Annotated in this window: 11 protein-coding genes; 9 read left to right on the forward strand and 2 right to left on the reverse strand. The window is 63.6% G+C overall.

Annotated features, from left to right (window positions below):
* The coding region (locus AC5RTT_RS06260; protein WP_494144483.1) for a thiolase family protein at positions 1 to 380 on the reverse strand (380 nt) is incomplete at its 3' end.
* A gap of 410 nt (positions 381 to 790) precedes the next feature.
* On the opposite strand from AC5RTT_RS06260, the gene AC5RTT_RS06265 reads away from it, so the two are divergent.
* From AC5RTT_RS06265 to AC5RTT_RS06305, 9 genes are all read left to right on the forward strand, one after another.
* Complete coding sequence (locus AC5RTT_RS06265) at positions 791 to 1,069, forward strand: hypothetical protein (RefSeq protein ID WP_494144484.1); 279 nt, start codon at positions 791 to 793, stop codon at positions 1,067 to 1,069.
* Positions 1,070 to 1,377: 308 nt separating this feature from the next.
* Entirely contained in the window at positions 1,378 to 4,887 is a 3,510-nt protein-coding gene (gene rpoB / locus AC5RTT_RS06270; protein WP_133345782.1) for a DNA-directed RNA polymerase subunit beta, read from the forward strand.
* Positions 4,888 to 4,985: 98 nt separating this feature from the next.
* Positions 4,986 to 8,885, forward strand: coding sequence for a DNA-directed RNA polymerase subunit beta' (locus tag AC5RTT_RS06275; protein WP_494144485.1), 3,900 nt, complete (start codon positions 4,986 to 4,988; stop codon positions 8,883 to 8,885).
* A gap of 376 nt (positions 8,886 to 9,261) precedes the next feature.
* On the forward strand, positions 9,262 to 9,636 hold the full coding sequence (rpsL, locus tag AC5RTT_RS06280; RefSeq protein WP_009358312.1) for a 30S ribosomal protein S12: 375 nt from the start codon (positions 9,262 to 9,264) through the stop codon (positions 9,634 to 9,636).
* Between the two features lies 1 nt (position 9,637).
* Positions 9,638 to 10,108 (forward strand): 30S ribosomal protein S7, encoded by a 471-nt coding sequence (gene rpsG / locus AC5RTT_RS06285; RefSeq protein ID WP_003803829.1) that lies wholly within the window; start codon positions 9,638 to 9,640, stop codon positions 10,106 to 10,108.
* 69 nt (positions 10,109 to 10,177) lie between these two features.
* Positions 10,178 to 12,292, forward strand: a complete 2,115-nt coding sequence (fusA, locus tag AC5RTT_RS06290; RefSeq protein ID WP_494144486.1) for an elongation factor G — start codon at positions 10,178 to 10,180, stop codon at positions 12,290 to 12,292.
* A gap of 247 nt (positions 12,293 to 12,539) precedes the next feature.
* Positions 12,540 to 13,730: an elongation factor Tu gene (tuf, locus tag AC5RTT_RS06295; RefSeq protein ID WP_009358310.1), complete on the forward strand. Its 1,191-nt coding sequence runs from the start codon at positions 12,540 to 12,542 to the stop codon at positions 13,728 to 13,730.
* A gap of 330 nt (positions 13,731 to 14,060) precedes the next feature.
* Positions 14,061 to 14,306, forward strand: coding sequence for a hypothetical protein (locus AC5RTT_RS06300; protein ID WP_494144487.1), 246 nt, complete (start codon positions 14,061 to 14,063; stop codon positions 14,304 to 14,306).
* 29 nt (positions 14,307 to 14,335) lie between these two features.
* Positions 14,336 to 14,461 (forward strand): hypothetical protein, encoded by a 126-nt coding sequence (locus AC5RTT_RS06305; RefSeq protein ID WP_494144488.1) that lies wholly within the window; start codon positions 14,336 to 14,338, stop codon positions 14,459 to 14,461.
* A gap of 51 nt (positions 14,462 to 14,512) precedes the next feature.
* On the opposite strand, the gene AC5RTT_RS06310 is transcribed toward AC5RTT_RS06305, so the two are convergent.
* Positions 14,513 to 15,952 carry a GH1 family beta-glucosidase gene (locus AC5RTT_RS06310; RefSeq protein ID WP_494144523.1) on the reverse strand — a complete coding sequence of 480 codons (1,440 nt, stop codon included), beginning with the start codon at positions 15,950 to 15,952 and terminating at the stop codon, positions 14,513 to 14,515.
* Positions 15,953 to 16,109: the final 157 nt, after the last annotated feature.

A 16,109-nucleotide genomic window follows, 5' to 3' on the forward strand; every position in this document is an offset into this window, starting at 1 on the left:
GCCCGGGTCATCGACTCCTGGCCGCCGGCCACCACCACGGCGGCCTCGCCGGCCCGGATCATCCGGGCGGCGTCAATGACTGCCGTCAGCCCTGAGAGGCATACCTTATTGACCGTCACTGCCGGAACGTTCCAGCCGATGCCGGCACCGATGGAGCTCTGCCGGGCGGGATTCTGGCCGGCACCCGCCTGCAGGACCTGGCCCATGATCACCACTTCGACATCGCCCACATCCACCCCGCTGGCATCCAGCGCGGCCCGGATCGCGTGCGCGCCGAGGTCCACCGCGGAGAAGCTCGCCAGCTGGCCGTTGATGCGGCCGGTGGGAGTACGCGCTGCCCCGAGGATAACAACGTCATTGCTGTCATGAGAGTTGGCCATGGTTGTCTCTTCCACTCTGATTCGATGTAAGCCACCAAGGCTATCGTGACCCTGGTCACCTAACTATTCAACGCCGGGGCCGCTATGTGCATTCCGGTCTTTGCGTTTTGCGGCGGGGGAGGAGCCCCCATCGGTTCGGGATGCACGACGGCGGCGGCCTGCGTAGGGTGGGCGCCGGACAGGTTTTTGCCGGTGAGCACCGCCCCGGACGCGGGGGCGGACGGAGAAGTCACGAGAAGAAGACCCTGGTCCTTGTGGGCGCTGCCGGCCTGGCGGCGTTGACCGGCTGCTCCGTCTCATCCCCGGGCACCTTCCGGTGCGTCGCCGTCGGAATCCCCCGCGCAGTCTGCCGGCGGGATCGAACCGGCGCCATCGGCTTCCGGCGCTGCAGCCGGAGGTGCGAGGGAGGCGTGCGAGCGTTTCAACTCCCTGTTTGCCAGTATGGAGCCGTCCCGGCCGACGACCCCGGCGGCTATGAGGAAATCTACCTGCAGGCGGAGGATGCCACGGACACAGTGGCGGGGGACCTTCGGGGCCTGTTCGCTTCCCTCAGCCTTCTGGCTATCGACCATCCGTCGGCCGCCGAATCGGGCAGCGCGCCGGCCCAGGAATCCAAGGACGCCGTGCGTGACGCGGTGTTCGCGAACTCCGGAACCTGCACGGCGGAAGGGGTCACCCTCCGGCTCTGAATGGTCCAGGGGAGGTATCCGGCACCCCTAAAAACAAGTGCTTGCATTCCGGCCGGATGTGGGGTAGACACGTAGGATATTTTGCCGTATCGTAGATATTTGCGTCTTCCCTGTTTACCTTCAGCCTTCATATAGCGGTGGGCTTTGCCTGGCAGCTGACAATCAACGTGCCGTAACAACGTCACAGCATAGTCGGTGCAGGCCCCGGGTCATATAGCGGAACCGGATGGTAGCGCTGCGGACTCTGTCTGCAGGGTGCACAGCGGGGGAGATCTGAAAACGCCTGAAGGTCTGTGGAAGGATCCCTCTTGGTCGCCTCGAGCACCTCTAATAACGAAACCGCTAACACCGCCGACAGCACTGATGGTGCCACTCGCCGGCTTTCATTCGCAAAGATTCACGAACCTCTTGACGTTCCGAATCTGCTTGCCCTGCAGACGGACAGCTTTGACTGGCTGGTCGGCAACGAACGCTGGCAGGCACGCGTAGCAAAGGCTGTCGAAGAAAACGATCTCAGCGTCGCCACCACGTCCGGCCTCTCGGACATCTTCGAAGAAATCTCCCCGATCGAGGACTTCCAGGGCACCATGTCCCTGAGCTTCTCCGATCCGGAGTTCGCCGACCCCAAGTACACCATGGCCGAGTGCAAGGACCGGGACGCAACGTACTCGGCTCCGCTGTACGTCAAGGCCGAGTTCATGAACAACAACACGGGCGAAATCAAGCAGCAGACCGTGTTCATGGGCGACTTCCCGCTGATGACCGAGAAGGGCACCTTCGTGGTCAACGGCACCGAGCGTGTCGTCGTCTCCCAGCTGGTCCGTTCCCCGGGCGCCTACTTCGAGCGCGCCGCTGACAAGACCAGCGACAAGGACATCTTCACTGCCAAGATCATCCCGTCCCGCGGTGCATGGTTCGAGCTCGAAATCGACAAGCGCGACCAGGTCGGCGTCCGCCTCGACCGCAAGCGCAAGCAGTCCGTCACGGTCCTGCTGAAGGCCCTCGGCTGGACCGAAGGCCAGATCCTCGAAGAGTTCGGCCAGTACGACTCCATGCGCGCCACCCTGGAGAAGGACGCCACCGAGACCCGCGAAGACGCGCTGCTGGACATCTACCGCAAGCTGCGTCCGGGCGAGCCGCCCACTGTCGAGGCTGCCCAGTCCCTGCTGGACAACCTGTACTTCAACTCCAAGCGCTACGATCTGGCCAAGGTCGGCCGCTACAAGATCAACCGCAAGCTGGGCATCGACCGTTCCCTTGGCGACAAGGAAGCCTCGGTCCTGCACGTTGAAGACATCGTCGCCATGATCAAGTTCCTCGTCGCGCTGCACGCCGGCGAGAAGACCATCAAGGGCGTCCGCGACGGCCAGGAAGTTGACCTGCGCGTCGAGATCGACGACATCGACCACTTCGGCAACCGCCGCATCCGCGCCGTCGGCGAGCTCATCGAGAACCAGGTCCGCACCGGCCTGTCCCGTATGGAGCGCGTTGTCCGCGAGCGTATGACCACCCAGGACGTCGAGGCCATCACGCCGCAGACCCTGATCAACATCCGCCCCGTGGTTGCAGCCATCAAGGAGTTCTTCGGAACCTCCCAGCTGTCGCAGTTCATGGACCAGAACAACCCGCTCTCGGGCCTGACCCACAAGCGCCGCCTGTCGGCCCTTGGCCCCGGTGGTTTGTCCCGTGACCGTGCCGGCATGGAAGTCCGTGACGTGCACCCGTCCCACTACGGACGTATGTGCCCCATCGAAACCCCTGAAGGCCCGAATATTGGTCTGATCGGTTCGCTGGCATCCTACGGACGCATCAACCCGTTCGGCTTCATCGAGACCCCGTACCGCAAGGTCAAGGACGGCGTCGTGTCCGACGACGTCCAGTACCTGACGGCCGACGACGAGGCCGAGGTGCTGATCGCCCAGGCCAACGCGCCGCTGGACGAGAACAAGCGCTTCGCCGAAGAGACCGTCCTGGTCCGTGCCCGTGGTGGTGGAGGCGAGCCCGTCCTGGTCCCGGCTGAAGACGTCGAGTTCATGGACGTTTCCCCGCGCCAGATGGTGTCCGTGGCTACGGCCCTGATCCCGTTCCTCGAGCACGACGACGCCAACCGCGCACTCATGGGTGCCAACATGCAGCGCCAGGCCGTGCCGCTGGTCCGTTCCGAGGCCCCGTTCGTGGGCACCGGCATGGAGCGCGCGGCTGCCGTGGACGCCGGTGACGTGGTCATCGCCAAGAAGGCCGGTGTGGTCACCGAGGTCTCCGCCGAGCTCGTCATCATGCTTAACGACGACGGCACGGAAACCAACTACCGCATCAACAAGTTCGCCCGCTCCAACCAGGGCAACTGCTACAACCACCGTGTCCTGGTGAACGAAGGCCAGCGCCTCGAGGTCGGCGGCATCATCGCCGACGGCCCGGCAACGGACCAGGGTGAGCTTGCCCTCGGCAAGAACCTGCTCGTGGCATTCATGTCCTGGGAAGGCCACAACTTCGAGGACGCCATCATCCTCTCGCAGCGCATCGTTGCCGAGGACGTCCTTTCCTCCATCCACATCGAGGAGCACGAGATCGATGCCCGCGACACCAAGCTTGGTGCCGAGGAAATCACCCGTGACATCCCCAACGTGTCCGAGGAAGTCCTGGCAGGCCTGGACGAGCGCGGCATCATCCACATCGGTGCCGAGGTGGAAGCCGGCGACATCCTGGTCGGAAAGGTCACCCCGAAGGGTGAAACCGAGCTGACCCCGGAGGAGCGCCTGCTGCGCGCCATCTTCGGTGAGAAGTCCCGCGAAGTGCGCGACACCTCCCTGAAGGTGCCCCACGGCGAGTCCGGCACCGTCATCGGCGTCCGCGTCTTCGACCGCGACAATGACGACGAGCTGCCCCCGGGCGTCAACCAGCTGGTCCGCGTCTACGTGGCTGCCAAGCGCAAGATCACCGACGGCGACAAGCTCGCCGGCCGCCACGGCAACAAGGGCGTCATCTCCAAGATCCTCCCGGTCGAGGACATGCCCTTCCTTGCCGACGGTACGCCCGTTGATATCGTCCTGAACCCGCTGGGTGTTCCGGGCCGTATGAACGTCGGCCAGGTGCTCGAGACGCACCTTGGCTGGGTCGCCAAGACCGGCTGGAAGATCGAAGGCGAGCCCGAGTGGGTCAAGCAGCTGCCCAACCTGCCGCGCGAGAGTGGCCCCACCACCGTTGCCACGCCGGTGTTCGACGGCGCCCGTGAAGAGGAAATCACGGGCCTGCTGGACTCCACCAACGTGACCCGCGACGGTGAGCGCCTGATCAATTCGTCCGGCAAGACCCGCCTGTTCGACGGCCGCTCCGGCGAGCCGTTCCCGGATCCGATCTCGGTCGGCTACATGTACATCCTGAAGCTCCACCACCTGGTGGACGACAAGATCCACGCCCGCTCCACCGGCCCGTACTCCATGATCACGCAGCAGCCGCTGGGTGGTAAGGCACAGTTCGGTGGCCAGCGCTTCGGTGAGATGGAAGTGTGGGCGCTTGAAGCCTACGGCGCCGCCTACACGCTCCAGGAACTCCTCACGATCAAGTCCGATGACATTCACGGCCGCGTGAAGGTCTACGAAGCGATCGTCAAGGGCGAGAACATCCCGGAGCCGGGTGTTCCCGAGTCCTTCAAGGTGTTGATCAAGGAAATGCAGTCGCTGTGCCTGAACGTGGAAGTCCTCTCCACGGACGGAACCACAATTGAAATGCGTGACTCTGATGACGCAGTCTTCACGGCTGCGGAGGAACTGGGCATCGATCTGTCTCGTGCAGAGCCCAGCTCCGTAGAAGAGGTCTAAGGAGTCCGACGACGGCGGGCCCCGTCCGCCGTCGTCCTCCTTCCTTCTCCCGCACCCAAGACTTCAGAATTTAGAGAACAAGAGAGAACAGGGACCATATGTCCAGCGAATCCTCCTTCGGCCTCATGCAGATCGGCCTCGCCACCGCGGAAGACATCCGTGGCTGGTCTTACGGCGAGGTTAAGAAGCCGGAAACCATCAATTACCGCACGCTCAAGCCCGAGAAGGACGGCCTCTTCTGCGAGAAGATCTTCGGCCCGTCCCGCGACTGGGAATGCTACTGCGGCAAGTACAAGCGCGTGCGCTTCAAGGGCATCATCTGTGAGCGCTGTGGCGTCGAAGTCACCCGCGCCAAGGTCCGCCGCGAGCGCATGGGCCACATCGAGCTGGCCGCACCGGTCACGCACATCTGGTACTTCAAGGGTGTTCCGTCCCGCCTGGGCTACCTCCTTGACCTGGCACCGAAGGACCTCGAAAAGGTCATCTACTTCGCTGCATACATGATCACCAGCGTTGACGAGGCTGCCCGCCACGAGGAACTGCCCAACCTGCAGGTTGAGCACGACATCGAGAAGAAGCAGCTGATCGACAACCGCGATTCCGATATCGCGGCGATTGCCCGCGACCTCGAAGGCGAAATCGCCCGCCTGGAGGCCGAAGGCGCCAAGGCTGCCGACAAGAAGAAGGCACGCGACTCCGCCGACCGCCAGATGGCGAACGTGCGTAAGCGCGCCGACGCCGACATCGAGCGCCTCGAGCAGGTCTGGGACCGCTTCAAGAACCTGAAGGTCGCCGACCTCGAAGGTGACGAGGGCCTGTACCGCGAACTGCGCGACCGCTACGGCATGTACTTCGAAGGCTCCATGGGTGCCGAAGCCATCAAGAAGCGCCTTGAGAGCTTCGACATGCAGGCCGAGTCCGACCTGCTCCGCGATGTCATCGCCAACGGCAAGGGCCAGCGCAAGACCCGCGCCCTCAAGCGCCTCAAGGTGGTCAACGCGTTCCTGACCACCAACAACAGTCCGCTTGGCATGGTCCTCGACGCCGTCCCGGTGATCCCGCCGGAACTGCGCCCCATGGTCCAGCTGGACGGTGGCCGCTTCGCGACCTCCGACCTCAACGACCTGTACCGCCGCGTGATCAACCGCAACAACCGCCTCAAGCGCCTGCTTGACCTGGGCGCCCCGGAGATCATCGTCAACAACGAGAAGCGCATGCTTCAGGAAGCTGTTGACAGCCTCTTCGACAACGGCCGCCGCGGCCGTCCGGTCACGGGTCCGGGCAACCGTCCGCTGAAGTCCCTGAGCGACATGCTCAAGGGCAAGCAGGGCCGTTTCCGCCAGAACCTCCTCGGCAAGCGCGTCGACTACTCCGGCCGTTCGGTCATCGTCGTCGGCCCGCAGCTGAAGCTGCACCAGTGCGGCCTGCCCAAGCAGATGGCGCTGGAGCTTTTCAAGCCGTTCGTGATGAAGCGCCTGGTTGACCTCAACCACGCCCAGAACATCAAGTCGGCCAAGCGCATGGTGGAGCGTTACCGTCCGCAGGTCTGGGACGTGCTCGAAGAGATCATCACCGAACACCCGGTGCTGCTCAACCGTGCACCTACCCTGCACCGCCTGGGTATCCAGGCGTTCGAGCCGCAGCTTGTTGAAGGCAAGGCCATCCAGCTGCACCCGCTGGTTTGTGGCGCGTTCAACGCCGACTTCGACGGCGACCAGATGGCAGTCCACCTGCCGCTGAGCCCCGAAGCCCAGGCTGAGGCCCGCATCCTGATGCTGTCCTCGAACAACATCCTGAAGCCCTCGGACGGACGTCCGGTCACCCTGCCTTCGCAGGATATGATCATCGGCCTCTACCACCTGACCACCAAGCGGAAGGGTTCGGCCGGCGAAGGCCGCATCTTCGGTTCGGTCTCCGAGGCCATCATGGCGTTCGACGCCCGCGAGCTGCACCTGAACTCGCAGGTCAAGATCCGCCTCGAAGGCTTCGTGCCGTACTCCGGCTGGGAAGCCCCCGAGGGCTGGGAGCCGGGCCAGCCCGCGCTTGTCCAGACCTCCCTGGGCCAGGTGCTCTTCAACGAGACCCTGCCTGAGGACTACCCGTGGGTTGAGGCTGTTGCCGACAAGGGCGAGCTGTCCCGCATCGTCAACGACCTCGCCGAGCGCTACCCGAAGGTCGTCACGGCTGCCACGCTGGACAACCTGAAGGATGCCGGATTCTACTGGGCCACCCGTTCGGGCGTCACCGTCGCCATCTCCGACATCGAGGTCCCGGCTGCCAAGCCGGAAATCCTTGCCGGGTACGAGGAGCGGGCCGCCAAGATCCAGGGCCAGTACGACAAGGGCCTGATCGACGACGACGAGCGCCGCCAGGAACTGATCGAGATCTGGAACAAGGCAACCAACGAGATCGCTTCGGTGATGCGTGAGAGCCTGTCCCCGATGAACACCATCAACCGCATGGTGTCCTCCGGTGCACGTGGTAACTGGATGCAGGTCCGCCAGATCGCGGGTATCCGTGGCCTGGTGGCCAACCCGAAGGGTGAGATCATCCCGCGCCCCATCAAGTCCTCCTACCGTGAGGGCCTGTCGGTGCTGGAATACTTCATCGCCACGCACGGTGCCCGAAAGGGCCTCGCCGATACCGCTCTGCGTACCGCCAACTCGGGTTACCTGACCCGTCGTCTGGTGGACGTGTCCCAGGACGTCATCGTCCGCGAAGAGGACTGCGGCACCGAGCGCGGCCTGGTCACGCCCATCGCCGTCGCCGATTCCAACGGCGAGCTGGTGCTGGACGAGAACGTGGAGAACAGCGCCTACGCACGTACGCTGGCTGTCGACGTCGTGGACTCCGAGGGCAAGGTCCTCGCCGCGGCCGGCACCGACTGCGGCGACGTCGTCATCGACGAGCTGTTCAAGGCAGGCATCACCGAGGTCAAGGTCCGCTCCGTGCTCACCTGTGAGTCCAGCGTCGGCACCTGCGCCCTGTGCTACGGCCGTTCGCTGGCCACCGGCAAGACCGTGGACATCGGCGAGGCCGTGGGCATCATCGCCGCACAGTCCATCGGTGAGCCCGGTACCCAGCTGACCATGCGTACGTTCCACACCGGTGGTGCAGTCTCCGCCAGCGGTGGCGACGACATCACCCAGGGTCTGCCCCGTATCCAGGAGCTCTTCGAAGCCCGTACTCCGAAGGGTGTTGCGCCGATTGCCGAGGCAGCCGGCCGCATCACCATCGAAGAGTCCGAGCGCCAGATGCGTCTGGTCATCACCCCGGATGACGGAACCGAAGAGATCGCGTACCCGGTCCTGCGCCGTTCACGCCTGCTGATCGAAGACGGCGACCACGTCACCGTCGGCCAGAAGCTGATCAACGGTCCTGTGGATCCCAAGCAGGTCCTGCGCATCATGGGTCCCCGTGCCGCTCAGAAGTTCCTGGTGGACGAGGTCCAGGGCGTGTACCGCAGCCAGGGCATCGGTATCCACGACAAGCACGTCGAGGTTATCGTCCGCCAGATGCTGCGCCGCGTCACGGTCATCGAGTCCGGCGAGTCGGACCTGCTCCCCGGCGAACTCGCCGAGCGCAGCCGCTTCGAGGACGCCAACCGCCGCGTTGTATCCGAGGGCAAGACTCCGGCATCCGGACGTCCCGAGCTCATGGGTATCACCAAGGCGTCGCTGGCCACCGAGTCCTGGTTGTCTGCGGCTTCCTTCCAGGAGACCACCCGCGTCCTGACGCAGGCGGCCATGGAAGGCAAGAGCGATCCGCTGCTTGGCCTCAAGGAAAACGTCATCATCGGTAAGCTGATCCCGGCCGGCACGGGCCTCCCGCGCTACACCGAGGTCACCGTCGAGCCCACTGAAGAAGCGAAGGCCAACCTGTTCACAGGCCCCAGCGCGTTCAGTGACTTCTCGTACGACTCCCTGGGCGGCGACGGAGCTCCTGAGTTCCACGCCATCCCGCTGGATGACTACGACCTGGGCAACGACTTCCGGTAGTCGCTGCCCGTGAAGGGATGGTCCCGCACCGCACGGTGCGGGACCATCCCCGTTTAACGGACCGATTAAGGCATGGAGGCCGTCCATGCTAGACTTGTTACCAATTGTTATTGTGGCAGTGGATGAGTGCGCCGGCCCCAGCTGAAAGGCTGAGCCAGAGCGACGTTTCCGGTTTGCAGGGTTCTTGTGCAACGTATGCCACATTTTCGCATGCCTAGGGACATTTTGACGCGAGTCGGGTCATGGGCATGGGATCCGACTATTAAGGCTTCGCCTTCGCCGCCTTCGGAGATTCCTCCAAGGGCCCGGGCGGCGGGGCAACGCAACAAGAGAGCGGCCGGAAGCGGCTGTTCCGGATAAAACGGAGAACACGAGAGTGCCTACGATTAACCAGCTGGTCCGCAAGGGCCGCACGCCTAAGGTCTCAAAGACCAAGGCTCCCGCGCTTAAGGGCAGCCCGATGCGCCGCGGTGTTTGCACCCGCGTCTACACCACCACCCCCAAGAAGCCGAACTCGGCTCTGCGTAAGGTGGCACGTGTGCGCCTCAACGGCGGCGTGGAAGTAACCGCCTACATCCCCGGTGTTGGCCACAACCTGCAGGAGCACTCCATTGTGCTCGTTCGCGGTGGTCGTGTTAAGGACCTCCCGGGTGTCCGCTACAAGATCGTCCGTGGCGCCCTCGATACCCAGGGCGTGAAGAACCGTAAGCAGGCCCGCAGCCGCTACGGCGCAAAGATGGAGAAGAAGTAATATGCCTCGCAAGGGTCCGGCCCCCAAGCGGCCGCTCGTTTCGGATCCGGTTTACGGCTCCCCGCTGGTAACCCAGCTCATCAACAAGGTGCTTGTTGACGGCAAGAAGTCCACGGCAGAGCGCATCGTCTACGGTGCCCTCGAAGGCGCACGCGCCAAGTCCGGCGGCGACCCCGTTGCAGCCCTGAAGAAGGCCATGGACAACGTCAAGCCTTCCCTCGAGGTCCGCTCCCGCCGTGTCGGTGGCGCAACGTACCAGGTTCCGGTTGAGGTTAAGCCGGGCCGCTCCACCGCACTCGCCCTGCGGTGGCTGGTGGGCTACTCCAAGGCCCGCCGTGAGAAGACCATGACCGAGCGCCTTCAGAACGAAATCCTGGATGCCTCCAACGGTCTCGGTGCCGCTGTGAAGCGTCGCGAAGACACCCACAAGATGGCCGAGTCCAACAAGGCCTTCGCACACTACCGCTGGTAATACTCCCCGGACGCCGCCGGCTCAAAAGAGCCGGCGGCGAACGCGTAGTCCATCCCAAAAGGAGACCCCGTGGCACAGGACGTGCTTACCGACCTTAGTAAGGTCCGCAACATCGGCATCATGGCCCACATTGATGCCGGCAAGACCACCACAACCGAGCGCATCCTGTTCTACACGGGTGTGAACCACAAGATCGGCGAAACGCACGACGGCGCTTCGACCACTGACTGGATGGAACAGGAAAAGGAACGCGGCATCACCATCACGTCTGCCGCCGTGACCTGCTTCTGGGAGAACAACCAGATCAACATCATCGACACCCCCGGCCACGTTGACTTCACCGTTGAGGTAGAGCGCTCTTTGCGCGTCCTCGACGGCGCCGTTGCCGTCTTCGATGGCAAGGAAGGCGTTGAGCCGCAGTCCGAGACCGTGTGGCGCCAGGCTGACAAGTACAACGTCCCGCGTATCTGCTTCGTCAACAAGATGGACAAGCTGGGTGCTGACTTCTACTTCACCGTAGACACCATCATCAGCCGCCTCGGTGCCAAGCCGCTGGTCATGCAGCTGCCCATCGGTGCCGAGAACGACTTCATCGGCGTCGTGGACCTGCTCTACATGCGTGCACTGGTGTGGCCCGGCGATGCCAAGGGTGACGTGACCATGGGCGCGAAGTACGAGATCCGTGAGATCCCGGCTGACCTCCAGGAAAAGGCTGAAGAGTACCGCGCGAACCTGGTTGAGACCGTCGCGGAGTCCTCCGAGGAACTCATGGAGAAGTACCTCGAAGGTGAAGAGATCACGATCGACGAGCTCAAGGCCGGCATCCGCAAGATGACGATCAACTCCGAGCTCTACCCGATCTTCTGCGGTTCCGCGTTCAAGAACCGTGGCGTTCAGCCGATGCTCGATGCAGTTGTCGATTACCTGCCGAACCCGCTCGACGTCCCCCCGATGGTCGGCCACGACCCTCGCGACGAAGAGAAGGAACTGACCCGCAAGCCTTCCGCCGAAGAGCCGTTCTCCGCACTGGCCTTCAAGATTGCTGCGCACCCCTTCTTCGGCCAACTCACCTTCATCCGCGTGTACTCCGGTCACGTGGAAGCAGGTGCCCAGGTGGTCAACTCCACCAAGGGCAAGAAGGAGCGCATCGGCAAGCTGTTCCAGATGCACGCCAACAAGGAAATGCCTGTTGAGGGCGCTACCGCCGGCCACATCTACGCAGCCATCGGTTTGAAGGACACCACCACGGGTGACACCCTGTGCGATGCAAACCACCAGATCGTGCTCGAGTCCATGAGCTTCCCTGAGCCCGTGATCTCTGTCGCCATCGAGCCGAACACCAAGGGTGACCAGGAGAAGCTGTCCACCGCCATCCAGAAGCTCTCCGCTGAGGACCCCACCTTCCAGGTGTCCCTCAACGAAGACACCGGCCAGACCATCATCGCCGGCATGGGCGAGCTCCACCTGGACATCCTGGTGGACCGCATGCGCCGCGAGTTCAAGGTCGAGGCAAACGTGGGCAAGCCCCAGGTCGCCTACCGCGAAACCATCAAGCGGGCCGTGGAACGCCACGACTACACGCACAAGAAGCAGACCGGTGGTTCGGGCCAGTTCGCAAAGATCCAGATTGCGATCGAGCCGCTGGACACCGCCGAGGGCGAGCTGTACGAGTTCGAGAACAAGGTCACCGGTGGCCGCGTTCCCCGCGAGTACATCCCGTCTGTTGACGCGGGTATCCAGGATGCGCTGAACGACGGCGTCCTGGCCGGTTACCCGGTTGTGGGCATCAAGGCCACCCTGGTTGACGGCGCGTACCACGACGTTGACTCCTCGGAAATGGCGTTCAAGATCGCTGGCCGTATGGCTTTCAAGGAAGCTGCACGGAAGGCGAACCCTGTCCTGCTCGAACCGCTGATGGATGTTGAAGTCCGCACCCCTGAGGAATACATGGGTGAAGTTATCGGTGACCTCAACTCCCGCCGTGGCCAGATGCAGTCCATGGAGGATGCACAGGGTGTCAAGGTTGTTCGTGCGCACGTTCCGCTGTCCGGCATGTTCGGCTACATCGGCGACCTGCGTTCGAAGACCCAGGGCCGTGCTGTGTACTCCATGACGTTCAACAGCTACGCCGAGGTCCCGAAGGCTGTTGCCGACGAGATCATCCAGAAGAGCCGCGGCGAGTAGTCCTCACGGATTCTCAAAGCGAACATCCCGGGTGCGCGGGCCGGAAACGGAAAGCGCAGCCAGTACAGGTGGCCGGCTTGGTCCCGGCCGGGTCCGGCCACCTGTACGAACAGGCTCAAGGGACTAGTATTAGTTCCTGAATCTGCAATTTCACCAATCCAAAGCCCCCAAGTAGACTTGCCTGAGTTTCTGCCGCGAGAAGCGCGGTTAGAGGGCAAGCCATTTGAAATCGTTCTAGGAGGAACCTGTGGCAAAGGCAAAGTTCGAGCGGACTAAGCCGCACGTCAACATCGGCACCATCGGTCACGTTGACCACGGTAAGACGACGCTGACGGCCGCCATTTCCAAGGTGCTGTACGACAAGTACCCGGATCTCAACGAGAAGCGCGACTTCGCGTCGATCGACTCTGCTCCCGAAGAGCGTCAGCGCGGTATTACCATCAACATCTCCCACGTGGAGTACCAGACCGAGAAGCGTCACTACGCACACGTTGACGCCCCCGGTCACGCTGACTACATCAAGAACATGATCACCGGTGCTGCCCAGATGGACGGCGCAATCCTCGTGGTTGCTGCTACCGACGGCCCCATGGCACAGACCCGCGAGCACGTTCTGCTCGCCCGCCAGGTTGGTGTTCCCTACCTGCTGGTCGCGCTGAACAAGGCTGACATGGTTGAGGACGAGGAACTCCTCGACCTCGTTGAAATGGAAGTTCGTGAGCTCCTGAGCTCGCAGGGCTTCGATGGCGACGACGCTCCGGTTGTTCGCGTTTCCGGCCTGAAGGCCCTGGAAGGCGATCCCGAGTGGGTCAAGTCCGTTGAGGACCTGATGGCTGCTGTGGACGAGTCCGTTCCGGACCCCGTTCGTGACCGCGACAAGCCGTTCCTGATGCCGATCGAAGACGTCTTCACCATCACCGGTCGTGGAACCGTTGTTACGGGCCGCGCCGAGCGTGGAACCCTCGCCATCAACTCCGAGGTCGAGATCGTCGGCATCCGCCCGGTCCAGAAGACCACGGTTACCGGTATCGAGATGTTCCACAAGCAGCTCGACGAAGCATGGGCCGGCGAGAACTGTGGCCTCCTGCTCCGCGGTCTGAAGCGCGACGACGTCGAGCGTGGCCAGGTTGTCGTCAAGCCGGGTTCCATCACCCCGCACACCGACTTCGAGGCCAACGTCTACATCCTCTCCAAGGACGAAGGCGGACGCCACAACCCGTTCTACTCGAACTACCGCCCGCAGTTCTACTTCCGTACGACGGACGTTACCGGCGTTATCACCCTGCCCGAGGGCACGGAAATGGTTATGCCCGGCGACAACACTGAGATGACCGTTGCGCTCATCCAGCCCATCGCTATGGAAGAGGGCCTCGGCTTCGCTATCCGCGAAGGCGGCCGCACCGTTGGTTCGGGACGCGTCACCAAGATCATCAAGTAGTCCTTGCTGATCAACGGGTCATCGGGGCACCGTCCCGCATAATCCACAGAAAGCCCCGCTGCCATGTGCAGCGGGGCTTTCTCTTGCTCGCATTAATCCAATCATTGGATAATTTGCAGTACAGCCCTGTACCCTCTTCCGCCTGGACGCGGGGGGCCTGCCGGAGCCCTTCTGGGCAGCCCAGTGGTACGTGGTGCTGGGAGCCTTGCTCGCCGCCTTGGGGTACCTGGCAGGACAGCACGGGCGTGGCCGGGCATATGCAACGGCATCGGCTGTCCTGCTCACCCTGTCCGGCGCCGGCGTGGGTACGAGCGGGGCTGGGGCCAGCAGTTGTGGCTCCTCCTCCTGCTGGCCGCGCTGCTGGTGGCAGGCCTGGTCCTTGCGGACCGGTTCTTTGTCCGGCGGGGCGCCGGCGGCGTTGCTGCCTGCATCCTATGGGCAATGCGGGAGTACACCTTCGCGCTGCTGGCGATGGTCGCCGTCGGACAGATTGCCTTTGCGGTGTGGCGCCTCAGCCGCAGCGCGGGCACTGAATCGGCTGGCGGGCAGGACGGCCCCGCACAGAAGCTCCCCTGATACTGTGGCAGCATCGAGAGGAGATCATCATGGGATGGCTTATTTTCCTGATCATCGTGGTCGCGGTGGTGGCAGGCGTGTTCTGGGCCAAGAGGCACTTCCGCCACGAGATCGACCGCGCCAAGCGGATCAACCGGGCAAACAGGAACCAGTAGCAGGCCGCTCTGCCGGCCTCGGCTGATAAGGAAATACCGTGCGGGCCCGGGCTACTGGCCGGCCGGGGTTTTCCGCGCCCGCGAAAGGGCCTGGTACCAGTAGAAGGACTGTTTCGGGGTCCTCTGCTGCGTCTCAAAGTCAACGTGGACCAACCCGAACCGTTGGGAGTAGCCGGCAGCCCACTCAAAGTTGTCCATCAGTGTCCACACGTAATAGCCCCGCAGGTCAACGCCTGAAGCCATGCCGCCCGGGGCGGTTGCATCGAGGGCAGCGCGCAGGTGGGTGGCCAGGTATTGCACCCGCTCCTCGTCCTGGAGGGTGCCCTCAACCTTGTCCGGCTCCGGAAAACTCGCACCGCCTTCCGTGATGTAGACAGGCGGGAGGGCGTCCCCGTACCGGTCCTGGAGTTCCTTGAGCAGGATGCCCAGATGTTCGGGGGCCACGGGCCAGCCGAATCCGGTGTGGTTAAGTTCCGGATAGCCCACCTCGTGATACGGCAGGGTGACAACTGCTTCGTCCGGTTCGGCAGGGATGGGGGTCACACCGCGGCCGATGGCCACCTTGACCGGGAAGTAGTAGTTCAGTCCGTAGAAGTCCAGCGGCTGGTGGATGGTGCGCAGGTCGGCGTCGGAGATGCGGCCAATTGAGCGCAGCCACGGCCGGGCGTACAGGGGAAGGTGCGGGTAGCGGCCCAGCAGGACAGGGTCGGCGTAGATCCGGTTCATCAGTAGGTCGTACATCCGGGCCACCATTCGGTCGCCGATGCTCCGGCTGGCGGGCCGGACGGGGGCATGGAGGTTGGTCACCCCAACGCCGCCGGTTACGCCGGCAGCCCGGAGTGCCTGTACGCCCAGCCCGTGCGCCAGCAGCTGGTGGTGGATGGAGGGGAGGGCATCGAACATCAGCGCGTGGCCAGGGGCATGGACGCCCAGGGCATAGCCGTTCAGAGTTACCGAGAGGGGCTCGTTGAGCGTGACCCACTGGGCCACGCGGTCGCCGTAGCGCCCGGCGGCTGCAGCGGCGTACTCGCCAAAGCGTTCGGCGGTCTCCCGGTTGAGCCAGCCGCCGCTGTGCTCAAGGGGCAGGGGTGTGTCCCAGTGGTAGAGCGTGGCCATGGGGGAGACGCCGGCCTCCAGCAGCTGGTCGATCAGCCGGTCGTAGAAGTCCAGTCCTTCCGGGTTGAAACTGCCCCGGCCGTCCGGCTGGATCCGCGGCCACGACAGCGAGAAGCGGTAGGAATCCACGCCCAGGTCCTGCAGCAGCGCCACATCCTCCGGCAACCTGTTGTAATGGTCGCAGGCCATGGCAGGGGAGTGGCCGTCCACAATGGCGCCGGGCTTCTCCGCGAACGCGTCCCAGCCGGAGGGCCCCCGGCCCCCTTCACCGAGGGCGCCTTCAATTTGGAAGGCGGCCGCCGCCACGCCAAGGGTGAACGACGGCGGCATCCGGCCGGCCAGTTCCGTCACCGATTCAGTGCTTTCCAGCGTCATGTCCTTATCATCCATTCGGATGCAGCCAAGGGCAATGATCCCGCCATGCCCCGGCCCCACGAGGGACGATTCGCATCTGCCGGGGATTTCCGGCATACTAGATGAGTTGTTCAAGCGCTTCTTCGCGTCCCGATCCGGATAATGCCGGATGCAGGGT

The organism is Arthrobacter sp. Y3221157, assembly GCF_059089865.1.

What these genes read in the sequence shown, in the direction of transcription:
- AC5RTT_RS06275 (WP_494144485.1), top strand. Translation starts at nt 4,986, where the DNA reads ATGTCCAGCGAATCCTCCTTCGGCCTCATGCAGATCGGCCTCGCCACC.
- rpsG (WP_003803829.1), top strand. Translation starts at nt 9,638, where the DNA reads ATGCCTCGCAAGGGTCCGGCCCCCAAGCGGCCGCTCGTTTCGGATCCG.
- AC5RTT_RS06305 (WP_494144488.1), top strand. Translation starts at nt 14,336, where the DNA reads ATGGGATGGCTTATTTTCCTGATCATCGTGGTCGCGGTGGTGGCAGGC.
- AC5RTT_RS06310 (WP_494144523.1), bottom strand. Translation starts at nt 15,952, where the DNA reads ATGACGCTGGAAAGCACTGAATCGGTGACGGAACTGGCCGGCCGGATG.